This is a genomic window from Caviibacterium pharyngocola (genome assembly GCF_002795405.1).
Lineage (GTDB): Bacteria > Pseudomonadota > Gammaproteobacteria > Enterobacterales > Pasteurellaceae > Caviibacterium > Caviibacterium pharyngocola.
Genome location: NZ_PHGZ01000013.1, coordinates 155,586 through 177,760, shown reverse-complemented (window position 1 = coordinate 177,760; position 22,175 = coordinate 155,586). Strand labels below are relative to the sequence as shown.

Annotated in this window: 21 protein-coding genes; 12 read left to right on the top strand and 9 right to left on the bottom strand. The window is 45.3% G+C overall.

Annotated features, from left to right (window positions below):
* Window positions 1-130 precede the first annotated feature (130 nt).
* The 3 genes from gorA to CVP04_RS06255 all read right to left on the bottom strand — a co-directional run bounded on the left by gorA (window position 131) and on the right by CVP04_RS06255 (window position 5,200).
* The gene (gorA, locus tag CVP04_RS06265) at window positions 131-1,486 is read right to left on the bottom strand and encodes a glutathione-disulfide reductase (protein WP_100296656.1); all 1,356 of its coding nucleotides are present in this window, start codon (window positions 1,484-1,486) and stop codon (window positions 131-133) included.
* Between the two features lie 93 nt (window positions 1,487-1,579).
* Window positions 1,580-2,425 (bottom strand): 23S rRNA (adenine(2030)-N(6))-methyltransferase RlmJ, encoded by an 846-nt coding sequence (locus tag CVP04_RS06260; protein ID WP_100296655.1) that lies wholly within the window; start codon window positions 2,423-2,425, stop codon window positions 1,580-1,582.
* Between the two features lie 126 nt (window positions 2,426-2,551).
* Window positions 2,552-5,200: a penicillin-binding protein 1A gene (locus tag CVP04_RS06255; protein ID WP_100296654.1), complete on the bottom strand. Its 2,649-nt coding sequence runs from the start codon at window positions 5,198-5,200 to the stop codon at window positions 2,552-2,554.
* A gap of 174 nt (window positions 5,201-5,374) precedes the next feature.
* Here CVP04_RS06255 and CVP04_RS06250 point away from each other — a divergent pair, with 174 nt between their 5' ends.
* From CVP04_RS06250 to CVP04_RS06215, 8 genes are all read left to right on the top strand, one after another.
* Entirely contained in the window at window positions 5,375-6,157 is a 783-nt protein-coding gene (locus CVP04_RS06250) for a type IV pilus biogenesis protein PilM (protein ID WP_100296653.1), read from the top strand.
* A 15-nt stretch (window positions 6,158-6,172) separates the two neighbouring features.
* On the top strand, window positions 6,173-6,703 hold the full coding sequence (locus tag CVP04_RS06245) for a PilN domain-containing protein (protein ID WP_100296652.1): 531 nt from the start codon (window positions 6,173-6,175) through the stop codon (window positions 6,701-6,703).
* A complete protein-coding gene (locus CVP04_RS06240) occupies window positions 6,700-7,233 on the top strand; it encodes a hypothetical protein (RefSeq protein WP_100296651.1) in 534 nt (177 codons plus the stop codon). The genes CVP04_RS06245 and CVP04_RS06240 overlap by 4 nt, the downstream gene beginning before the upstream one ends.
* A gap of 2 nt (window positions 7,234-7,235) precedes the next feature.
* Window positions 7,236-7,652: a pilus assembly protein PilP gene (locus CVP04_RS06235; protein WP_100296650.1), complete on the top strand. Its 417-nt coding sequence runs from the start codon at window positions 7,236-7,238 to the stop codon at window positions 7,650-7,652.
* A 22-nt stretch (window positions 7,653-7,674) separates the two neighbouring features.
* On the top strand, window positions 7,675-9,102 hold the full coding sequence (locus CVP04_RS06230; protein ID WP_100296649.1) for a type IV pilus secretin PilQ: 1,428 nt from the start codon (window positions 7,675-7,677) through the stop codon (window positions 9,100-9,102).
* A 191-nt stretch (window positions 9,103-9,293) separates the two neighbouring features.
* Window positions 9,294-9,821: a shikimate kinase AroK gene (aroK, locus tag CVP04_RS06225; protein WP_100296648.1), complete on the top strand. Its 528-nt coding sequence runs from the start codon at window positions 9,294-9,296 to the stop codon at window positions 9,819-9,821.
* Between the two features lie 16 nt (window positions 9,822-9,837).
* Entirely contained in the window at window positions 9,838-10,926 is a 1,089-nt protein-coding gene (aroB, locus tag CVP04_RS06220) for a 3-dehydroquinate synthase (protein ID WP_100296647.1), read from the top strand.
* Window positions 10,927-10,931: 5 nt separating this feature from the next.
* Window positions 10,932-11,783 carry a Dam family site-specific DNA-(adenine-N6)-methyltransferase gene (locus CVP04_RS06215; RefSeq protein WP_100296646.1) on the top strand — a complete coding sequence of 284 codons (852 nt, stop codon included), beginning with the start codon at window positions 10,932-10,934 and terminating at the stop codon, window positions 11,781-11,783.
* A 3-nt stretch (window positions 11,784-11,786) separates the two neighbouring features.
* Here the strand turns inward: CVP04_RS06215 and CVP04_RS06210 are convergent, their stop codons facing one another.
* Window positions 11,787-12,089, bottom strand: coding sequence for a DciA family protein (locus CVP04_RS06210; protein ID WP_100296645.1), 303 nt, complete (start codon window positions 12,087-12,089; stop codon window positions 11,787-11,789).
* Window positions 12,090-12,192: 103 nt separating this feature from the next.
* Between CVP04_RS06210 and secM the strand changes: the two genes are divergently transcribed.
* From secM to mutT, 4 genes are all read left to right on the top strand, one after another.
* Entirely contained in the window at window positions 12,193-12,504 is a 312-nt protein-coding gene (gene secM / locus CVP04_RS06205) for a secA translation cis-regulator SecM (RefSeq protein WP_100296644.1), read from the top strand.
* Between the two features lie 75 nt (window positions 12,505-12,579).
* Window positions 12,580-15,285: a preprotein translocase subunit SecA gene (gene secA, locus CVP04_RS06200; RefSeq protein WP_100296643.1), complete on the top strand. Its 2,706-nt coding sequence runs from the start codon at window positions 12,580-12,582 to the stop codon at window positions 15,283-15,285.
* A 78-nt stretch (window positions 15,286-15,363) separates the two neighbouring features.
* Window positions 15,364-16,734 carry a glycosyltransferase family 9 protein gene (locus tag CVP04_RS06195; protein WP_243385130.1) on the top strand — a complete coding sequence of 457 codons (1,371 nt, stop codon included), beginning with the start codon at window positions 15,364-15,366 and terminating at the stop codon, window positions 16,732-16,734.
* Complete coding sequence (gene mutT, locus CVP04_RS06190) at window positions 16,731-17,135, top strand: 8-oxo-dGTP diphosphatase MutT (RefSeq protein ID WP_100296642.1); 405 nt, start codon at window positions 16,731-16,733, stop codon at window positions 17,133-17,135. The genes CVP04_RS06195 and mutT overlap by 4 nt, the downstream gene beginning before the upstream one ends.
* On the opposite strand, the gene holA is transcribed toward mutT, so the two are convergent.
* The 5 genes from holA to CVP04_RS06165 all read right to left on the bottom strand — a co-directional run bounded on the left by holA (window position 17,132) and on the right by CVP04_RS06165 (window position 22,073).
* Window positions 17,132-18,169 (bottom strand): DNA polymerase III subunit delta, encoded by a 1,038-nt coding sequence (holA, locus tag CVP04_RS06185; protein ID WP_100296641.1) that lies wholly within the window; start codon window positions 18,167-18,169, stop codon window positions 17,132-17,134. The two genes, mutT and holA, sit on opposite strands and share 4 nt — an antisense overlap.
* Window positions 18,169-18,675 carry an LPS-assembly lipoprotein LptE gene (locus CVP04_RS06180; protein WP_100296640.1) on the bottom strand — a complete coding sequence of 169 codons (507 nt, stop codon included), beginning with the start codon at window positions 18,673-18,675 and terminating at the stop codon, window positions 18,169-18,171. Before CVP04_RS06180 ends, holA begins: the two co-directional genes overlap by 1 nt.
* Window positions 18,676-18,728: 53 nt before the next feature.
* Window positions 18,729-21,311 (bottom strand): leucine--tRNA ligase, encoded by a 2,583-nt coding sequence (gene leuS / locus CVP04_RS06175; protein WP_100296639.1) that lies wholly within the window; start codon window positions 21,309-21,311, stop codon window positions 18,729-18,731.
* Between the two features lie 121 nt (window positions 21,312-21,432).
* A complete protein-coding gene (locus tag CVP04_RS06170) occupies window positions 21,433-21,837 on the bottom strand; it encodes a type II toxin-antitoxin system VapC family toxin (protein WP_100296638.1) in 405 nt (134 codons plus the stop codon).
* The gene (locus CVP04_RS06165) at window positions 21,834-22,073 is read right to left on the bottom strand and encodes an antitoxin (protein WP_100296637.1); all 240 of its coding nucleotides are present in this window, start codon (window positions 22,071-22,073) and stop codon (window positions 21,834-21,836) included. Before CVP04_RS06165 ends, CVP04_RS06170 begins: the two co-directional genes overlap by 4 nt.
* Window positions 22,074-22,175 lie beyond the last annotated feature (102 nt).

Sequence of the window (22,175 nt, the reverse complement as noted above, 5' to 3'; positions counted from 1 at the left end):
CGTAATTTCTTTGCTTTCTATTATTGTTAAACCAGCGTGAAAAGACAACTAAAAAACAGCAAAAAAAAGTGCGGTCAAAAATTTTTATTTTTCCGACCGCACTTTAGGTTTGTTAGTTTTTATTTGCGAATTAACGCATTGTGACGAATTCTTCCGAACCGGTCGGGTGAATAGCGACGGTGTTATCAAAATCCGCTTTGGTTGCGCCCATTTTAATCGCCACCGCAAAGCCTTGGATCATTTCGTCCACGCCGAAACCGATACCGTGTAAACCGACGATTTTTTCCTCTTTACCGACGCAAACCAGTTTCATTCGGCAAGGTTGGCGATGTGAGGTTACGGCACTGTACATCGGCGTAAATGAGGATTTATACACTTTCACGTTTTCCGCGCCGTATTGTTCGACGGCTTTCGGCTCGGTTAAACCGATGGTGCCGATCGGCGGATGACTGAACACCACGGTCGGCACTAAGTTATAGTCCAAATGCTCGGTCGGTTTGTTGTTGAACAAACGTTCGGACAGACGACGCCCAGCCGCCACTGCAACCGGTGTTAATTCGATACCGCCTTCGATAATATCGCCGACCGCATAAATACCTTTGACATTAGTGTTTTGATATTTATCGGTTTTTACGAAACCGCGCGCATTGGTTTCCACACCCGCTGCCGCTAAATTAAGTTTATCGGTATTCGGCTCGCGACCGATCGCCCAAATCAGCGTATCGACGATTTGTTCGCATCCGTCTTGCAATTTTAAGGTTAAGGAACCGTCGGCATTTTTCACTACTTCTTGCGGAACGGCTTGGGTATGTAATTGAATACCGTCTTGCGCGATCACTTCTAAAAGCGTATCCACAATTAACGGATCAAAATTACGCAACGGTGCGTGTTGGCGCACGAATAAATGGGTTTCCACTCCGAAACTGTTCATCACGCCGGCAAGTTCCACCGCAATATAACCCGCACCGACAACGGCAACACGTTTCGGCAGCGCGTTTAATGCAAATACGCCGTCGGAATCAATACCGTATTCCGCGCCTTTAATCGCCGGACGGCTCGGACGCCCGCCGGTGGCGATCAAAATATGATCGGCGGTGATTTGTTCGCCGTTCACTTCTACGGTGTTGGCATTAACGAATTTGGCAAAACCTTGAATCACATCCACATTATTTTTCGCCAATACATTGTTGTATGAGGTATGAATACGTCCGATATAAGCTTGACGATTTTCCACCAATTTCGCGAAATCGAATCGATTCACCGTTACGTCAAAACCGTAATCCGGCGCATATAAATTTAACGCCTCCGCCACTTGTGCGCCGTACCACATCACTTTTTTCGGTACACAGCCCACATTCACGCAGGTTCCGCCCAAGGCTTTTCCTTCAATAATCGCGCATTTTTTACCGTAGCTCGCCGCACGGTTAATCGACGCAATCCCGCCGCTACCGCCGCCGATTGCCAAATAGTCATAATGTTTTGTCATCCTAGCCTCCCGCTTAATTAAATTTGCCCTATTCTGCCCAAAACCGCACGGAAATACAAAGCGGCAAGGGTAATTAATTTAATCGGTATTTTCTTACTCCGGCGTAATCCATTTCACCGACCAACTTCCAGTGCCTTCCGGCACTAAAGTGCGGGTTAAATCCGGTAAGATTTTTTTCATTTGCGCTTCCAACGTCCAAGGCGGATTAATCACAATCATTCCGCTGGCGGTCATTCCGCGTTGAGCGGAATCCGGTCGCACCGCCAATTCAATCTGTAAAATCTTACGAATGCCCGTTTCTTCCAATCCTTTGATCATTCGTTTCACTTGCTGACGCAGCACCACGGGATACCAAATCGCATAAGTGCCCGTTGCGAAACGCTTATAGCCTTCTTCAATCGCACTCACCACCAAATCGTAATCTTCTTTCAGTTCATAAGGCGGATCGATTAATACCAGCCCGCGACGTTCTTTCGGCGGCAAAGTGGCTTTAAGTTGCTGAAAACCGTTATCACGTTTTGTGGTGACGTTTTCGAATTCTTTAAAATTATTGCGCAGCAACGGATAATCCGTCGGATGTAATTCCGTCAGTAACGCACGATCTTGCGGACGTAACATTGTCGCCGCAATTAACGGTGAACCGGCGTAATAACGTAATTCTTTACCGCCATAATTTAATTTTTTGATGATAGCAATATAGCGCGCTACTTCTTCCGGCAAATCGGTTTTGCCCCAAAGCCGACCGATGCCTTCTTCAAATTCACCGGTTTTTTCCGCTTCTTGGCTTAACAAACGATATTGCCCGACGCCCGCGTGCGTATCCAAATAATAAAAACCTTTTTCTTTTTGTTTTAAACTTTCGATGATTAACATTAACACGATATGTTTCAACACATCGGCGTGATTGCCTGCGTGAAAACTGTGACGATAACTCAGCATAAATTTGCCTTTTGTAAAATAATTAAAAAAACAGACCGCACTTTAAAAGTGCGGTACTTTTTTGTAAAGATTCGGGAAAATGCGCAAGCGTATTTCGCTTCGCCCTCTTACCACGGAATACAAAAATCAGAATAATTCTTGGCGTTCGAACGGTTTTGCCGCCGGTGCGCCGCCGCTATTGCTACTGCTGCCTTGATTATTCAATTCGTTCGAACGGCGTTGTAATTCCGGCGGAACATAATAGCCTTTCTCCGGATTATAACCATCCACCGAATAGCCGCGCTCCACCACATAGGCTTTTTTCGGTTCCGTTCCTTTGATGAAATATTCCGTTAATCCGCCGTCGCTCGACAATAAACCGGAGCCGCTATGAATACGTTTTTCCACGATATTCGGCGGTAAATCCAAAGTACGTTCCGGAATATCGCTCAGGCTGGTTTTCATATAGGTAATCCACGCTGGCATTGCAGTTTGTGCACCGGCTTCGCCGCGACCGAGATTGCGTTTATTATCATCAAACCCGACATACACCGCTGTGGTGACATTGGCGCCGAATCCGGCATACCACGCCACTTTGGAATTATTGGTCGTACCGGTTTTGCCGCCGATGTCTCGGCGTTTAAACTCGTTCGCCATTCGCCAGCTAGTGCCTTTCCAGCCCAAACCTTTTTCACCGTAAACTGCCGTGGTCAAGGCGCTACGAATTAAAAACGCCAATTCGCCACTAATCACGCGCGGTGCATATTGCACTTGCGATTCGCCGGTTTTGGCATCCGCCATAAAATCCACCGCACTTTCGTCTAATTTGCCGCCGGTCGCGTTCAATTCCGGAATGTCCGCTTCCTCTTCCGAATCCGCACCTTCGTCAATCACTTCGCTATTATTCGCCGCGTCGGTATTCGCCGGTGGTACGCTTTCCGCATTTTTAAAGGCATCCAATTTTTCGGTTTCGTCATAAACCACCGGAATATCATTACAGGTGATACAAGCGATTTTCGGGTTGGCGACAAATAATTCTTTGCCCGTATTATCTAAGATTTTTTCGATTAAATACGGATCGATCAAAAAGCCGCCGTTATCAAACACCGCATAAGCACGCGCCATTTCCAACGGCGTAAAAGACGCCGCACCCAGCGCCAAGGCTTCGCTGGCGAAATATTGGTCGCGTTTAAAGCCGAAACGTTGTAAAAATTCCGCCGTAAAGCCGATACCCGCCATTTGCATTGCGCGGATAGCGATCATATTTTTCGATTGCCCTAAGCCGACACGCAAACGCATCGGGCCGTCATAACGATTCGGCGAGTTTTTCGGCGACCACACCGCTTGTCCCGGTTTTTTAATCACAATCGGCGAATCTTGCAACACGCTGGATAAGGTTAAACCTTTTTCCAATGCGGCGGCATAAATAAAGGGCTTAATCGAGGATCCCACTTGCACCAAAGATTGGGTCGCACGGTTAAATTTACTTTGTTCGAAACTAAATCCGCCGACAATCGCCTCTATTGCACCGTTATCGCTATTTAACGACACTAAGGCGGAATTTACTTCCGGAATTTGTCCTAACGCCCATTCGCCGTTACTGCGTTGACGCAGCCAAATTTGTTCCCCTGCTTTCGGCTGTTTTTTGCCAGCCCAAGTCATCGCCGCGGCGGATAAATTCGCTTTATCGCCGTTTGCTAATAACACTTCCGCACCGTTTTTACCGACAGCCAACACAGCAGCCGGAACAAAAGGTTCGGAATTCGGTAATTTTCTTAAGAAATCAATGATTTTTTCATTATCCCACGCGCTTTCGTTCTTTTTCCATAATGCCGCGCCGCCGCGATAACCGTGGCGCATATCATAGGCAATCAAATTATTACGTAAGGCTTTTTGCGCTTCCGCTTGATCTTTGGATAAAATCGTGGTGTACACTTTATAACCGCTGTTGTAGGCTTGTTCTTCACCGAAACGTTTCACCATTTCCTGACGCACCATTTCCGTCACATAATCGGCACGAAATTCTAGCTGCGAACCGTGATAAGCAGCGATGATCGGCTCTTTCAATGCGGCATCATATTCCGCTTTGTCGATATATTTCATTTCCAACATTCGACCTAATACCACATTGCGACGTTCTTCCGCGCGTTTTAACGAATAAAGCGGATTCATTGTCGAAGGCGCTTTCGGCAAGCCGGCAATCACGGCAATTTCCGACAAACTGAGTTGATCCAAATCTTTGCCGAAATAGGTTTTCGCCGCCGCCGTCACGCCGTAAGCGCGATAACCCAAATAAATTTTATTTAAATAGAGTTCGAGAATTTCATCTTTTGTCAGCGTGTTTTCGATTTCAATGGCTAAAATCGCTTCTTTCGCTTTACGAATAATATTTTTCTCCGGCGTTAAGAAAAAGTTTCGCGCTAATTGCTGGGTAATGGTACTCGCCCCTTGCGACGCACCGCCTTTGCTGATCGCCACCGCTACCGCGCGCGCAATGCCCACCGGATCCAAACCGTGATGCTCATAAAAACGGCTGTCTTCCGTCGCTAATATAGCGTCAATCAGTTTTTTCGGCACATTCGCCTGTTTCACCGGAATACGACGTTGCTCGCCGACTTCACCGATTAGCTTGCCGTCGGCGGTATAAATTTGCATCGGTTGTTGCAGTTCGACGTTTTTCAGCGAATCCACATTCGGTAAATCCGCTTTCAGTTGAACGTAAAAAATCCCGACAACCACACACCCCAATATAATCAATGTCAATAGCGTACTAAATATTAATTTTGCGATCCGCATCGTAAAATTCTCTCTTGTCTAATGCAAAATGGAAAAAAGTCAGAAAAACTGCCTACCTGTCTAAATTATAAAAATCGGCATAAATTTATTCTATCACCGATAAGTATAAAGATTCGCGCCGTAAATCAAAAGCTAAATATCTCATTTCGAATGTAAAGATAAGGTAAAGAAACGATGTTAAGTCTCGCGCAAAAAGCAAAATCCGTTCTCCAAATCGGCGTGCACAACACGGCGGAATATCGGGAATTCGTCTGGTTCGATGGGCAAAATACGCCGAATTTTCTGTCTATTCGCTCGGATGCAACCGTCAATCCGTTAATGCAAATTCAGCAAAGGCTCGATTTAAGCCGAGGTAAAACCGAGCTTAAATTCGTCAGTTCGATTTCGCCTCATCACATTTGGACAAAATCGCTGGTTTTACCGCAACAATTAAGCGCGCAAGAATGTGAACGGCAATGTCGATTCATTCTACAAAACGAATTGCCCGCGCCCTTGGAACAAGTATGGTTCGATTACAGCAGCGAACCGCTTGCCCAAGGCGTGCAACTGAATATTTTTGCCATAATGAAACATATCGCACAGGCGCATATTCAATCTTTTCAGCCGTTGAAAATCACGATTTTAGACAGCGCCGCGCACGCTGTTTTGCGTGCATTTCGTTATTTGCTCGACGCGCCGGATGACGCGGTTTTTCTCTATCAAGACGAAACCTTTTGTCTTGCGGTGCAAGAAAAACATCGTCAAATTCGCGTATTACAACAAACGGAGCCGAATTCCACCGCACTTTTCGCGCGTTTTTGTCAACATTATGACGAAACGCCGCCGCAGGTTTATGTTTACGCGAAGGATTCCGCCCAAAGTGCGGTCGATAAAACGTGGAAAATCATCGAAACCGATTTGCCGTTTATCGCGTTAGGCAATGCGCTGTGGCAGCAAGATTTGCTGCAACGCGCCTAATTTCGGTAAATCACAATGCGCGTTCATATTAATTTACTACCTTGGCGGCAACAGCAGCATTCCGCACGACTCAAACGCTTGTGTATTCGCCTTGCGTTCACGATCGGCATCGCGCTTGCGCTGTGTTTTCCGCTTGATTACGCCGCAATGCAGCTGCGCGACGACATTGCGCAACAGCAGGCGAAACGACAAAAAACGGAAACGGAACTCAATCAAATCACGCAACAAATCAATCGATTAAGGCAACATAGCGAACGCCATAGCGCCTCACAGCCTATCGACAACGAAATGTTATTGCAATTTATGACGTTATTGAACGATTTGCCTTTTAGTCAAGGAGAATTGCAATCTCTTGAAGCGGAAGAACAAGGAATTTCTATGAAAGGTACGGCGCAGACTCAAGCGGAATTCGAACGAGTTCATCAATTTTTAACCCGAAGCGAGTTGTTCCGCGCGGTGAAATTAAACCGTTTCGCGCCGCAACGCGAGGAATTTTATTTTGAATTTCAAATAGATATAAACAATAACAAGGACGCACAACAATGAAATTACAACGGCTGACTCACCCGCAACATTCCTTTGGAAAATTAGCGGATCTTAGTGTGTGGCAACAAAGCGGGCTGTTTTGTCTGATATTGTGCCTGATTTTAACCTTGCCGCTAAAAGATTGGCTACAGCTGAACGCGCGTGTTCAACAACTTCGCGAAGAAAACGAGAATAAAGTCGAACAGCTTACCCATCAACAAAAGATTCTTGCCACGCTGCGTAAACATTCGGAAAACGGCGAATTTACCGCGGAAAGTGCGGCGAAAATTGCCGCCGTAAATCAATATATTCGTGAGCTTTTGCCGCACCATTTATCTGTTTTGCATAATCAATGGGAAATGCGCCAATCTCCGCAACTCAGTTTGCATCTTCAAGGCAATTTCACCGATTTTTCCGCATTTTTCACCGCACTTTTACAGAAAGATACGCAGCTTGATATTTTACGACTGGCGATTTATCGCACGGATAACGAACATTTCGCCTCAATTCAAGCGGAAATCTCACTGCAACTTGCTTTTAACGAGGAATAATAATGATATCGAACGCAAAACCGCTCGTAATGTTATTTATCGGCACAGTGCTTTCCACAAGCTACGCCGCCGATCCATTCGACAAAACACAGCGTCAAATCGCACCGGCAGTTCAAGTAGCCGCACAACAGGAAAATGCGCCGAACAATGTCGCCGCTGATTGTCATTCGAGCGCGCCAGCCTTGGCGCCGGACACGCCCTTTGCGCAATTAAATATCGTCGGCGCCATAACGGAAAAAGACAATACCCGAATTTTATTAATGGATCCGCAACAAAGCTTAATTATTGCTAACCAAGGGGATTTGGTTGGGCAGGAAAAAATAAAAATCGACCGTATTACGCTCAACAACTTGAGTATCATCCGTTGGACACAGGACACAACCTGTCGCCATTTCGAATCCGTCACGATTAAATTTTAACAAACGCAAAAGGTAAATATCGATGAAATTAACGTTCTTTTCGCTCAAGTGCGGTCTGTTTTTCGCATTATTTTTCAGTTTTGCCTTTGCGCAAGAAAATCCGCCTCAAGAAAAAACAACACCTGATAATGAAACGAAAATCAACAAGATCTTTTCCGTTCGTTTGAAACAAGCACCGCTCGTAGCGACTTTACAACAACTGGCACTGGCGCAAAATCTCGATCTGATTATTAATGACGAATTGGAAGGCACACTATCCTTACAACTTAAAAATACCGATATGGATCAATTATTGCGCGCGGTGGCAAAAATCAAACGGCTGGATTTATGGCAGGAAAACGGCATTTATTACCTGAATAAATTCGCAGAGGATAATCCGGCGAAATTTGCGATGCCGATGGAATTGCCCGCAGCCTCCGTCGATGCCGCCTTTTCCGCCGCGGACAGCACGCCGAAATTAATCAGCGAGTCGATCAAATTATACTATGCCAAAGCCTCGGAAGTGATGAAATCCCTTACTGCGGGCAGCGGTTCTCTGCTTTCGCCGGAAGGCAGTATCGCCTTTGACGATCGCAGCAATTTATTGCTGATTCAAGACGATAAAAACAGCTTGCGCCGAATTAAACGCTTAATCGCCGAAATGGATAAACCTATTGAGCAAATCGCCATTGAAGCGCGAATCGTCACTATCAGCGATGAAAATTTAAAAGAATTGGGCGTGCGTTGGGGGATGTTTAATCCTACGGCAGAAAGTCATAAAGTCAGCGGCAGTTTAGCGGCGAACGGCTTTAATAATATTGCGGATCAGCTTAACGTTAATTTCGCCGCAACCAACACACCGGCGGGCTCCGTCGCCCTGCAAATCGCAAAAATCAACGGACGATTATTGGATCTGGAACTGACCGCACTCGAACGCGAAAATAATGTGGAAATTATAGCCAGTCCGCGCTTGCTCACCACCAATAAAAAAAGCGCCAGCATCAAGCAAGGGACGGAAATTCCGTATATCGTCAACAATAACAAAAACGACACGCAATCCGTCGAATTTCGCGAAGCGGTGCTCGGATTAGAGGTGACGCCGCATATTTCCAAAGACAATACTATTTTGTTGGATTTAATCGTCAGCCAAAATTCGCCCGGCAGCCGCGTGTCTTACGGTCAAAACGAAGTGGTTTCTATCGATAAACAAGAAATCAACACGCAAGTTTTCGCCCGAGACGGAGAGACCATTGTGTTGGGCGGCGTGTTTCACGACACGATCAGCAAAGGCGTCGATAAAGTCCCTTTGCTCGGCGACATTCCCGTGGTAAAAAAATTATTCAGCAAGGAAAGCGAACGGCATCAAAAACGCGAATTGGTAATTTTCGTCACGCCGCATATTTTGAAACAAGGCAAAATGACTGCGCCGCCGAAAACCGCCGAAACAGCGAAAAAAACGGCGGCAAAATAGACCGCACTTTGCTTTTTAGCGGGAATATCGGAAATAAATTCCGATTGAAGGTTGAAAAAGGTGCCGATTTATTGCGATAATCTCAATTATTTTTTGGGTGATCTTTTACGCGCGTCTTTTTTATTTGCGACGCTTATTTTCTTGAGGAAAAGATCAATTATTTTTAATTATGAAAGAAGAATAAACGAGAAATGGCAGAAAAACGTAATATTTTCTTGGTGGGACCTATGGGCGCGGGGAAAAGCACCATCGGTCGTCAGTTGGCTCAACTTTTAGGAATGGACTTTATTGACAGCGATAATGAAATCGAACAGCGCGCCGGAGCAGACATCAGTTGGATCTTTGATGTGGAAGGCGAAGCGGGTTTCAGAAAACGCGAAGAACGCATTATTAACGAATTAACCCAAAAGCAAGGCATTGTGCTTTCCACCGGTGGCGGCGCCGTATTATCAAAAGAAAACCGCAATCATTTATCCGCGCGCGGCATCGTGATTTATTTGGAAACGACGGTTGAAAAACAATTCCAACGCACGCAACGCGATAAAAAACGTCCGTTATTGCAGGACGTAGAGGATCCGCGTCAAGTTTTGGAAGATTTGGCGAAAATTCGTAACCCTTTGTATCAGGAAGTGGCGGATATCACCTTGCCGACCGATGAACAAAGCGCAAAAGTAATGGCGACGCAAATCGTTGATTTAATAGAAAATTTCAACGGTTAATTAAAAAGGAAAAATTATGTTGTGTGTGAATGTCGAACTTAAAGAACGTCGCTACCCGATTCATATCGGCGCGGGATTATTATCCGATAACAGCGTTTATCCGCTAAAATCCGGCGACAAAGTGATGATTGTGACTAATCCGACCGTCGCACAACATTATTTATCCCAAGTCACCGATACTTTGGAAAAAATCGGTTGCACGGTGAAAAACGTGCAACTTCCCGACGGCGAACAATATAAAACTCTTGATTCTTTGAACCTGATTTTCACCGCACTTTTGCGTGAAAATTACGGTCGCGATGCAACCATCGTCGCACTCGGCGGCGGTGTAATCGGCGATGTTGCCGGCTATGCGGCGGCAAGCTATCAGCGCGGTGTGCGTTTTATTCAAATCCCGACCACATTGCTTGCGCAAGTGGATTCTTCCGTCGGCGGCAAAACTGCGGTCAATCACGAATTGGGGAAAAATATGATCGGTGCGTTTTACCAACCTTGCACCGTGATTATCGATACCTTAACCCTTAATACGCTACCGAAACGCGAAGTCAACGCAGGCCTTGCGGAAGTGATTAAATACGGCGCGATTTTGGATTATCCGTTTTTTGAATGGCTAGAACAGCATATCGACGCATTAGTCGCCTTAGATCAGGAGAAATTACAACAATGTATCGCACGCTGCTGCCAAATTAAAGCGGACGTTGTGGCGCGTGACGAAACGGAAAAAGGCGATCGCGCATTGCTTAATTTGGGTCACACCTTCGGACACGCCATTGAAACGCACCTCGGCTATGGAAATTGGCTGCACGGTGAGGCTGTCGCCGCCGGTTCGATGATGGCGGCGGTGTTGTCCGAAATGTTAGGCGATCTTTCGGCGCAAGAAGCCGCGCGCTTGGAAAAATTACTGGTGCGCGCCAATTTACCGACCGTTTCGCCGGATACAATGCAACCGGAAGATTATCTACCGCATATGATGCGGGATAAAAAAGTCTTAGCCGGCAAATTACGTCTTATCTTATTGAAATCCTTGGGACAAGCTTATGTTGCAACGGATACCGATCAAGATAAAGTGCTTGCCGCCATTCGTCGTTGCACGCAAACCGACTAGCGTCAATGCAGCGCCGTCCTTCGATAAAATCCGTTCAAAAGCACCGCCCTTTTTTAAAATGGGCGGGCGGTAAGTTTCGTTTAACCGAAGAAATTACCAAATGTTTTCCGAAGAAAAAACGATGTCTTATCGAACCTTTCGTGGGCGCGGGTTCGGTGTTCTTAAACAGCTCGTTCGAGCGCTATATTCTTGCCGACATCAATCCGGACTTAATCAATCTGTTTAATATCGTAAAACAAGACGTTGATCATTATATCGACGCTTGTAAAACCGTATTTTTTCATCCGCAAGCCAACACCGAAGCCTATTATTACGCGCAGCGGGAACAATTCAACCGCTCCGTCAACAGCTTCGAACGCTCCGTATTATTTCTCTATTTAAACCGGTTCGGGTTTAACGGGCTATGTCGCTACAACTCGAAAAATGAATTTAACGTACCCTTCGGCAGTTATAAAAAGCATTATTTTCCCGAAATCGAGTTGCGTTATTTTTCCGCCAAAGCGCAAAGTGCGGTGTTTATTTGTGCGGATTTTCAAGAAGTGTTCAAACTGGCGGACAAACAATCCGTCATTTATTGCGATCCGCCTTACGCACCGATTAGACAAGAAACCAATTTTACCGGCTATGCGGGCAACGAATTTTCTTTGATACATCAAACGACATTGGCGGAATTGGCGAAAAAAACCGCGACGGAACGCAATATTCCGGTGATTATTTCAAATCACGATACGCAATTTACCCGTGCCATTTATCAAGGCGCCAAGGTAAAACGCTTGAAAGTGCAGCGTTCGATCAGTCAATCTTCGGCGAAACGGATTAAAGTGAACGAACTGATCGCCTCGTTCACGGGGAAATAAAGGCTAAAACGCCGGATTAACCTTAATATTCAATGCACTAATTTGCGGGTAAAGTTTATTGATGCGCGCCAAAAGTTCTTGTTGCTTGAATAACAATCCCTGACGCACCGTGGCATTTGCCGCTTCAATGGATAAAATGCCGTTTTCCATTCCGATCACGCGATAAAGCCCGTGAAAATCATCCGGAAAAACTTGTTGTATTTGTTCGTTCAAATTATAAATAAACAACCCTTTTTGCATAAATCGTCCCAAAGAAGAATGTTGCAAAACTTCTTGGACGTTCACCGCTTTTTTATATCGTTTCATCTTGTTTTCCGCTTTTTTAACCCAATATGTTCAATGTTTATAAGACATTATGGCGGATTTCCGCTACAATAGTCGGCAATTTAATGGAATTCTATATATAACGATGATTTTACACAAAGGCAAACAAAATTTTTGGTCGCAATTCTTTCTCAGTCTTATTGCGATCTTTGCTTTGCCTGCCGTTCAAGGATTAGACACCCCGACAATCGGTCGCGAAAATTATCCGAACGAACAACGTCAAACCCAATCCCAAGCGCAACAAACCGTTAAGCAAACACGACAAATCGTCGCACCGCAACCGGAATTGCGCGGATTTTCTCATCCCGTTATTATTCTTGCACAAAATACACCGCACTTTTACGGCGCGCGTTATTATGTGCAAGCGCCGATTCGCGCCGGTCCGCACGCTGCCTAAAATAAGCCTTATTTTCCATTTGCCGTTTTATATTCGAACGGCGTTTGATTCATTTTATTTTAGAAAAGAAAAACTATGTTAAGCACTATTGTTACCAAAATTTTCGGCAGTCGTAACGACCGCATTTTACGTCGATTAAACAAACAAATCGTCAAAATCAATAAACTCGAACCGCAATTCGAAGCCCTAAGCGATGAAGAATTAAAAGCTAAAACCGCGGAATTTCGCGAAAGACTACAAAACGGCGAAAAATTAGAGGCATTGTTACCCGAAGCTTTCGCCACCGTGCGCGAAGCGAGCAAACGCGTACTTGGAATGCGTCCTTTCGACGTGCAATTAATCGGCGGTATGGTATTGAATAACCGCTGTATCGCGGAAATGCGCACCGGTGAAGGGAAAACATTAACCGCCACTTTGCCTTGCTATCTCAACGCATTAAGCGGAAAAGGCGTTCACGTCGTGACTGTGAACGATTATTTGGCACGCCGCGATGCGGAAACCAACCGCCCGCTGTTTGAATTTTTAGGAATGACCGTCGGCGTCAACGTTCCCGGTTTACCGCCGGAAGAAAAACGCGCCGCTTATGCTGCGGACATTACTTACGCCACCAACAGCGAATTAGGTTTCGACTATTTACGCGATAACTTGGCGCACTCGGCGCAAGATCGTTTCCAACGCAATTTACATTATGCGTTAGTGGACGAAGTGGATTCCATTTTGATCGACGAAGCGCGTACTCCGTTGATTATTTCCGGCCCGGCGGAGGACAGCTCGGAGCTTTATATTGCAATGGATAAATTGATTCCGAATTTAATCAAGCAAGATAAAGAAGATACCGAAGAATACCAAGGCGACGGCGATTACACCTTGGATCTAAAAACCAAACAAGCCTACCTCACCGAACGCGGTCAGGAAAAAATCGAGCAATGGTTAATTAAACAAGGTTTGATGAAAGACAACGAATCGCTTTATTCGCCGTCAAAAATTACCTTGTTGCACCACGTTTACGCCGCATTGCGCGCACATACCTTGTTTGAACGCGATGTGGATTACATTGTGAAAGACGGCGAAATCGTGATCGTGGACGAACATACCGGACGTACAATGGCGGGACGTCGTTGGTCGGACGGTTTGCATCAAGCGCTCGAAGCCAAAGAAGGCGTGCAAATTCAAAACGAAAACCAAACCGTTGCGTCGATTACTTATCAAAACTATTTCCGTCTATACGAAAAATTAGCCGGTATGACCGGTACGGCGGATACCGAAGCCTTTGAATTTCAACAAATTTACGGTTTGGAAACCATCGTAATTCCGACCAATCGTCCGATGATCCGCGACGATCGCACCGATGTAATGTTTGAAAACGAGCAATATAAATTCAATGCCATTATCGATGACATTAAAGATTGTATCGCGCGTAATCAACCGGTGTTAGTCGGGACGATTTCCATTGAAAAATCCGAGTTGCTATCCGACGCGCTGAATAAAGCGGGCATTAAACACAATGTGTTGAACGCGAAATTCCACGAGCAAGAAGCGGAAATCGTCGCAAACGCCGGTTATCCGGGCGCAGTAACTATCGCCACCAATATGGCGGGACGCGGTACGGATATCGTGTTGGGCGGTAACTGGAAAGCGGAAGCGGCGAAGTTAGACAATCCGACCGAAGCGCAAATCGAAGAAATCAAAGCCGAATGGCAAAAACGTCACGACATTGTGAAACAAGCCGGCGGTTTGCATATTATCGGTACGGAACGCCACGAATCCCGTCGTATCGACAACCAATTACGCGGTCGTTCCGGACGTCAAGGCGACCCGGGTTCTTCTCGTTTTTATCTTTCTTTGGAAGATGCCTTAATGCGCATTTATCTGAATGAAGGTAAATTAAATATGATGCGCAAAGCTTTCAGCACGCCGGGTGAAGCGATGGAATCCAAATTGTTAGCGAAAGTTATCGCCTCTGCGCAAGCGAAAGTGGAAACCCATAACTTCGACGGACGTAAAAACTTGTTGGAATTCGATGATGTGGCAAACGATCAACGTCACGCGATTTACGAACAACGTAATGTCTTGTTAGATAACGACGATATTTCCGATACTATCGACGTGATCCGTCAAGACGTCTTTAACGCGGTGATCGATCAATATATTCCGCCGCAATCTTTGGAAGAAATGTGGGATGTGCCGGCGTTGGAACAACGTTTAAAACAAGACTTTGCGCTAGATTTACCGGTTGCGCATTGGTTGGAAGAAAACAATGCGTTGCACGAAGAAACCTTACGCGAACGTATCGTCGAAGCTGCGACGGAAGAATATAAACGCAAAGAAGGCTTGGTCGGCGCGGAAACAATGCGGAATTTCGAAAAAGGCGTGATGTTGCAAACCTTGGACGAACTTTGGAAAGAACACCTTGCGGCAATGGATCATTTACGTCGCGGTATTCATTTACGCGGTTATGCACAAAAAGATCCTAAACAAGAGTATAAAAAAGAATCCTTCCAAATGTTTACCGATATGTTGGATGCCTTGAAACTGAACGTGGTCACAACATTAAGCCGCGTACAAATTCGCACGCAAGAAGAAATCGCCGAAGCGGAACAAGCGCGTCGTGAGGCGGCACAACGTGAACAGGCAACAATGCAATATCACGCACAGGGCGAAGAACAAGGCGAAGCCGATATGCCGCACAGTGAGCGAAAAATCGGTCGAAACGAGCCTTGTCCTTGCGGTTCGGGCAAAAAATATAAACATTGCCACGGCAGTCGAGTAAAACAAGCTTAATCATTTCAAACAAAGCGCGGTGAAAATTTTAAAAATTTCGACCGCGCTTTTTTAACGCTATCACGACAAATGACGACAATGACGAACAATCACGACATTTCCGATCTTTATCGGCGCGCGCAAATGCTGATTGCGCAACAAGCGGATGAACAAGCGTGCGCCTTGTTGCAGCAAATTCTACTTATTTATCCCGATGATCAAGATTGCTTGTCGCTGTTAACCGATCTGTTACTGAAAAATGAGGCGTTATTGCCGAACTTTGCCGCACAAGGCGACGCGGTTTATCGTTTTAACTTATTACACAGTCTGCAAAATCGCGCTTCAAGCCGAACGGAAATGTTGAATGTTCTACGTTTATACGATCAATTTCTAATTGATTATCCCGAACGGTTTGTTGCTTATCATAATCGCGCGGAATTATTAAAACAGCTCGGTTTATACGAATTGGCGCTGCGTGATACAGAACATTGCCTTTCCCATTTGCCGAATTTTGCAATGGCTTGGTGCAATAAAGCCTTTTTACTCAATGCATTAGGGCGTTACCAAGAAGGTTGGCAATGTTATGAATGGCGTTGGAAAACCGATGTGGCGACCTTTCAAGATCCCGGTTGGCCGATTCCGCGTTGGCAAGGCGAGGATATCGGGCAAAATAAACTATTGATTTATGCGGAACAAGGTCTCGGCGATAATATTCAGTTTGTGCGTTATGCTTTGGAAGCCAAACGACGCGGAATGAATGTCGTGGTGGTCAATCACAGCCCGTTGGAAAATCTGCTTAATTACAATCTCGAATTACACGGCGTGCCTTATGCAGCCAATAATTCGGCGATCGGCGGGTTAACCTGCTATGTGTCGATGATGAGCCTGCCGCATTATTTCGCCACAACATTGGATAACATTCCTTATCCGAACGCCTATTTACAAGCACAACCGACATTTATCGAAAAATGGAAATCCGCTTTGCCGTCCGGCGAAAAACTTAAAATCGGCGTGGTGTGGCAAGGTTCCGATAAACATTTGCGCAATCATCAGCGCAGTTTAAATTTTTCACATTTTCAACCGCTCTTTTCGCTGCCGGCGGAATTTCATTGCTTACAAAAAACGATTTCGCCCGATGATGTCGAGCGTAGTCAGCGATACCCGAATTTGCATTTGTGGTCGCAACATATTGACGATTTTTCCGATACGGCGGGGCTTATCGAGCAAATGGATTTGGCGATTTCCGTGGATACGTCGGTGGCGCATTTGGCGGCTGCAATGGGCAAACCGACGTGGATTTTACTCAGTTATCATCCGGATTTTCGTTGGCTCTTGCAACGCGAAGATAGCCCTTGGTATCACAGCGTGCGTTTATTCCGCCAATCCGGAGACTATCAATGGACGTACATTTTAGATAAACTGTATCGAGCCTTAGTACAAAAAATACAACAACGAGAACAAACACAATGACAAAACCTATAATTCAAGTTGCGGCGGGTATTATTCGCAACGAATTCGGGCAAATTTATCTCACGCAGCGGCTGGAAGGACAGGATTTCGCCCAGTCTCTTGAATTTCCCGGTGGAAAAGTGGAGGCGCACGAATCGCCGGAACAGGCACTAATGCGCGAGTTGGAAGAAGAAATCGGCATTCATACCCTAAGTGCGGTCATTTTCGAGCGATTTTTATTTGAATATCCGCATAAAATCATTCAATTTCATTTTTATTTAGTAGAACAATGGATCGGTGAACCTTTCGGACGCGAAGGGCAAGAAGGCACTTGGATCGCACAGAGCGAGTTGGATGCGGGGTTATTTCCGCCGGCGAATGCGAAACTGATTCAACGGTTATTGGCGGAAACAGAAAGTTAACGACTGATTTTTGCCGCTAAATCCGAGAGTTGTTGCCAAACATTATCGTCGAATGTTTGTTTGGCTTGTCGTTCTAAATCCGCAAGTTGTTGAATAATCGAATAAAGTTGACGATAAGTAAAACGATGAATCGCTTGTAAAAAAATCGGTCGGCGGTTTTGCCATACTTTGAGTTTATCGAATTGTTCACGCAATCGCGCCGTCGATAAGGGTTCATCGATACTATTCGGGCGTTGCGCCGGTTGGGTTAAACTTAAGATCGTCATCAATTCGCGCTGTAAAGTGCGCAGCAAAATAATCGGCTGCATATCTTCTGCGCGCAATCCGGCTAAAATGCGCTCCGCCCGCTGCCCTTTCCCTTCCAAAAGTGCGTCAATCCATTGATAAGGCGTAAATACGGAAGATTGCTCCACCACATTTTTCACTCTGGCATAAGTCAATTTATTATCCGGATGCAATAACGCCAACAGCTGTAATACTTGCTTTAACGCCAATAAATTATTTTCGTAGCTGTAACACAATAGCTGCACCGCGTCATCATCAATCGCGAGCGACATTTTTTTCGCGCGGTTGATAATCCAGCGCGGCAGTTGATCTGCCGTCGGCGTTTGACAATTCACTAAAATCGCATTGGGTTCATATTGATTTGCGCTGATGAACCACTCTTGCTTTTCCATCGGTTTGGTTAATTTGGCAAGTTGCAAAATCAGTAAAACGTCGGGATGTAATAATTTCACCAATTCGAGCAATCTGTCTTGCAAAAGTGCGGTCAAATTTTCGGGTAAAGTGAGAAGAATAATTTGGCGGGTGAAAAATAATCCCATTGATTGAACGCCTTCGAATAAGGCGTTCCAATCCGTCGAGTTATCCACCGTGATGTCCGTTTTTTCATCGAATTGCTGAGAAAAAGCGCTATGACAAACGGCGTCTCGGCTTTCCGCTAACAATAGCGGGTCTTGCCCGACCAAATAATAGACCGACGCCAATCTATTATTGAGCGAATCGCCGAGTTGCTCCGTGAAAATGCGGTTCATTATTTGCTTTTTTGCACTTGATATTGTAACGCAACCATTTTTGAGATGAGCTGACGCGCCGCTTGTTCGCGCATATCGTTTCGAATCACCTCTTTTTCCGCCGATTTCGCTAACGCCGCGCGCGAGTTGTCAAAAAACGTGCGGTTCACTTGCGCCGAAATCGGATAGCTTTGTTGATTCGGCAATTTCACCGTCGCTTCAACTTCCAAAATCAACACTTTTTCCGCTTCGCGTCCGCGTTTAAAAATTGATGCGACTTTATCGGATGTCGTCACTTTATTAATGCGTAGCGTCGCAACGTCCGCGGCAGAATCCACCAGATTAATATTATTCAGCTGTAATTGCTTACGCATTGCCATTGACATCGGGCTATAAGGATCGCTGCTTTCGAATGTCAATGTTTTCAATTCGTTAGGAATCAATTCGCCGTTTTGAAAATGAAATCCGCAAGCGGTTAAGGCAAAAAACATTGCACCTAAAAACAGGGTTTTGATTTGTTTGAACATAATGAATTCCTTAAATTTTAGGGCGTAAACGCACGCCCTAGATTTTATTTCGATTATTTCGCCACAAAGCTAAATAATTTACCCGGTACATAAATGGTTTTGACCACAGTTAATCCGTCTAAGAATTTTTGCACGTTTTCATCCGCCAACGCCACTTGTTTAATGCCCTCTTCCGGCATATTCGCAGGCACAGTGATTTTTGCCCGCACTTTGCCGTTGACTTGCACCACAACCAATTTTTCATCATCGATCATTGCGCTTTCATCCGCTTGCACCCAAGGCGCGAAATCAATGCTTTGTTCATTACCCAAATCTTTCCATAATTGGAAACAGACGTGCGGAGTAATCGGATAAAGCATACGCACCACGGCGCTTAGGGCTTCCGCCATTACCGCACGATCTTGTTCGTCGGCAAGCGGCGCTTTGGTCAATTTGTTCATTAACTCCATTACCGCCGCAATCGCCGTATTGAAGGTTTGACGGCGACCGATGTCGTCGCTCACTTTCGCAATGGTTTTGTGCACATCACGGCGTAAAGCTTTTTGTTCGCTTGAAAGTGCGGTCGGATTGACAGCAGTTTGTGCCGGATTTTTGTTGTATTCGAACACCAAATTCCATAAACGACGTAAGAAACGGTTTGCGCCTTCTACGCCGGATTCTTGCCATTCCAAAGTCATTTCCGCAGGAGAGGCGAACATCATAAACAAACGCACGGTATCCGCACCGTATTTTTCCACCATTTCTTGCGGGTCGATACCGTTGTTTTTGGATTTCGACATTTTGGTCATTCCGCTGTGAACCAGCTCGTGCCCCTCGTCATCAAAGGCTTTAACGATACGTCCTTTTTCATCACGCTCAAGGGTCACTTTAGTCGGGCTTACCCAAATACGTTCGTTGGTCGGGCTGGTGTAATAGAACGCATCCGCCAACACCATACCTTGACATAATAATTTTTTGGTCGGCTCGTCCGAGGTCACAAATCCTGCATCACGCAACAATTTGTGGAAGAAACGGAAATAAAGTAAGTGCATTGTGGCGTGTTCGATACCGCCGATATATTGATCCACCGGCAACCAATAATTGGCTTCGTCACTGTCTAACATTGCGGTTTGGTGTTGCGGCGAAGTGTAACGCGCGTAATACCAAGAGGATTCCATAAAGGTATCGAAAGTATCGGTTTCTTTTAACGCCGGTGCGCCTTTATAAGTGGTTTTCGCCCAATTCGGATCCGCTTTAATCGGGCTTTTCACGCCGTCCATCACCACATCTTCAGGCAGAACGATCGGTAAATCTTCCAATGGTGCAGGAACGACATCGCCGTTTTCCAAAGTCAACATCGGAATCGGTGCGCCCCAATAACGTTGACGAGAAACGCCCCAGTCACGCAAGCGGTAATTTACTTGGCGTTTGCCCACACCCATTTTTTCCAATTTATCCGCAATGCCGTTAAAGGTCGCGTTAAAATCCAAGCCGTTAAATTCATCGGAATTAATGGTGATACCGTATTCCGTATAAGCCTGTTTAGAAATATCCAATTCGGAACCGTCCGCCGGCGTAATCACCGGATTAATCGGTAAATTGTATTTTTGCGCAAATTCATAGTCACGTTGATCGTGCGCAGGAACCGCCATTACCGCGCCGGTACCGTAGTGCATTAATACGAAATTCGCCACCCAAATCGGTACGGATTTGCCGGTAATCGGGTGAACGGCGTAAAGACCGGTCGGCATTCCTTTTTTCTCCATTGTGGCAAGCTCCGCTTCCGCCACTTTGGTGCTTTTCGCTTCTTGAATAAACGCCGCCAATTCAGGATTATTTTTCGCCGCACTTTCCGCTAACGGATGCCCCGCCGCCACCGCAACATAAGACACGCCGTAGAAAGTATCGGGACGCGTGGTATAAACGGACAAGGTTTCATCACGGTTTTCCACTTTAAAGGTGATTTCCACCCCTTCGGAACGACCGATCCAGTTACGCTGCATCGTTTTCACCATATCCGGCCATTCAGGTAAGCTATCCAACCCGCCTAATAATTGTTCGGCATAATCGGTGATTTTAATAAACCATTGCGGAATTTCTTTTTGTTCCACCGGCGTATCGCAACGCCAGCAACAACCTTCGTGTACCTGCTCGTTAGCAAGTACGGTTTCATCATTCGGACACCAGTTCACCGTCGAAGTTTTTTTGTACACCAAGCCTTTTTTATACAACTCGGTAAAGAACCATTGTTCCCATTTATAATATTCCGGACGGCAAGTGGTCACTTCACGATCCCAGTCAAACCCGAAGCCCAAAATTTTGAGCTGATTTTTCATATAATCGATATTTTCATAGGTCCATTTTGCCGGTGCGGTTTTATTTTTCACCGCAGCGCCTTCCGCCGGCAAACCGAAGGCATCCCAGCCCATCGGCTGCAATACGTTTTTACCGTTCATACGTTGATAACGGGAAACCACATCGCCGATAGTGTAGTTACGAACGTGTCCCATATGTAAACGACCGGACGGATAAGGGAACATCGATAAGCAATAATATTTCTCTTTAGACGGATCTTTCACCGCTTTAAACGTTTTATTTTCAGCCCAGAATTTTTGCACTTCCGGCTCAATTAAATCGGGACGGTATTGTTCTTGCATAGTTTTACCTTTTGATGAAAAAAGTGACCGCACTTCGGATAAATCCACTTAAAATACGGCATAAATTTGAAATAGAAAATGTGGTATAGGATAGCGTAAAATGAGGGAAATTGATAGGGAATTATTCTGCCCAATCTTGCCAATTTAATACGGAAATTCGTTTAAACTCTTTTATATTATGCGTAACTAATATTGCGTTACAAGACAACGCGTGACAAGCAATCCATAAATCATTTCCGCCGATTTGCGTGCCTTGTCGTTTCAATTTGTTCGCCCATTCGCCATAATACTCACAAGTTTTAGCATTAGGGTAAAGTACGGAAATTCGTTGCAATAAGCGCGCAATAGTCGCTAATGCGCGTTCCGGATTATTACTACCGTTTGCACCTTTCAACAATTCAGCATAAGTCACAAAACTCATCACCAGTTGATCTTGCGAATTTAGTTTTGCAATTCGTTCTGCTACGGTTATCGGTTTATTTTTCATTAAATAAATCAATATATTCGTATCAAGCATATAAATCATAGAGACTCCCTCTCTTGTGGCGGTGCAATATCTCTATCTTCTAACGCGCTAATAAAACTTTCGTCAAAATCATCAAACAAAGCAAGAAACTCAAGATCCGCTTTAGGTTTGATCGGACGTAAAATAATATCATCATTTTCTCCGCGGAGAATTTCAACGGTATCCACATCTAAACGAAAATCGAAAGGAATACGAACTGCTTGGCTATTTCCGCTTTGAAATACTCTTGTCATCATAGCAAACTCCGATATATACAATTATAACTTAAATATATACTAAGCGTATGCTTAGAAAATAGCAACGTCTTTTTAGAAAGGAAATTTTTGCTCGACAGCAAC

What these genes read in the sequence shown, in the direction of transcription:
- gorA (WP_100296656.1), bottom strand. Translation starts at nt 1,486, where the DNA reads ATGACAAAACATTATGACTATTTGGCAATCGGCGGCGGTAGCGGCGGG.
- CVP04_RS06260 (WP_100296655.1), bottom strand. Translation starts at nt 2,425, where the DNA reads ATGCTGAGTTATCGTCACAGTTTTCACGCAGGCAATCACGCCGATGTG.
- CVP04_RS06255 (WP_100296654.1), bottom strand. Translation starts at nt 5,200, where the DNA reads ATGCGGATCGCAAAATTAATATTTAGTACGCTATTGACATTGATTATA.
- CVP04_RS06250 (WP_100296653.1), top strand. Translation starts at nt 5,375, where the DNA reads ATGTTAAGTCTCGCGCAAAAAGCAAAATCCGTTCTCCAAATCGGCGTG.
- CVP04_RS06245 (WP_100296652.1), top strand. Translation starts at nt 6,173, where the DNA reads ATGCGCGTTCATATTAATTTACTACCTTGGCGGCAACAGCAGCATTCC.
- CVP04_RS06240 (WP_100296651.1), top strand. Translation starts at nt 6,700, where the DNA reads ATGAAATTACAACGGCTGACTCACCCGCAACATTCCTTTGGAAAATTA.
- CVP04_RS06235 (WP_100296650.1), top strand. Translation starts at nt 7,236, where the DNA reads ATGATATCGAACGCAAAACCGCTCGTAATGTTATTTATCGGCACAGTG.
- CVP04_RS06230 (WP_100296649.1), top strand. Translation starts at nt 7,675, where the DNA reads ATGAAATTAACGTTCTTTTCGCTCAAGTGCGGTCTGTTTTTCGCATTA.
- aroK (WP_100296648.1), top strand. Translation starts at nt 9,294, where the DNA reads ATGGCAGAAAAACGTAATATTTTCTTGGTGGGACCTATGGGCGCGGGG.
- aroB (WP_100296647.1), top strand. Translation starts at nt 9,838, where the DNA reads ATGTTGTGTGTGAATGTCGAACTTAAAGAACGTCGCTACCCGATTCAT.
- CVP04_RS06215 (WP_100296646.1), top strand. Translation starts at nt 10,932, where the DNA reads ATGCAGCGCCGTCCTTCGATAAAATCCGTTCAAAAGCACCGCCCTTTT.
- CVP04_RS06210 (WP_100296645.1), bottom strand. Translation starts at nt 12,089, where the DNA reads ATGAAACGATATAAAAAAGCGGTGAACGTCCAAGAAGTTTTGCAACAT.
- secM (WP_100296644.1), top strand. Translation starts at nt 12,193, where the DNA reads ATGATTTTACACAAAGGCAAACAAAATTTTTGGTCGCAATTCTTTCTC.
- secA (WP_100296643.1), top strand. Translation starts at nt 12,580, where the DNA reads ATGTTAAGCACTATTGTTACCAAAATTTTCGGCAGTCGTAACGACCGC.
- CVP04_RS06195 (WP_243385130.1), top strand. Translation starts at nt 15,364, where the DNA reads ATGACGAACAATCACGACATTTCCGATCTTTATCGGCGCGCGCAAATG.
- mutT (WP_100296642.1), top strand. Translation starts at nt 16,731, where the DNA reads ATGACAAAACCTATAATTCAAGTTGCGGCGGGTATTATTCGCAACGAA.
- holA (WP_100296641.1), bottom strand. Translation starts at nt 18,169, where the DNA reads ATGAACCGCATTTTCACGGAGCAACTCGGCGATTCGCTCAATAATAGA.
- CVP04_RS06180 (WP_100296640.1), bottom strand. Translation starts at nt 18,675, where the DNA reads ATGTTCAAACAAATCAAAACCCTGTTTTTAGGTGCAATGTTTTTTGCC.
- leuS (WP_100296639.1), bottom strand. Translation starts at nt 21,311, where the DNA reads ATGCAAGAACAATACCGTCCCGATTTAATTGAGCCGGAAGTGCAAAAA.
- CVP04_RS06170 (WP_100296638.1), bottom strand. Translation starts at nt 21,837, where the DNA reads ATGATTTATATGCTTGATACGAATATATTGATTTATTTAATGAAAAAT.
- CVP04_RS06165 (WP_100296637.1), bottom strand. Translation starts at nt 22,073, where the DNA reads ATGATGACAAGAGTATTTCAAAGCGGAAATAGCCAAGCAGTTCGTATT.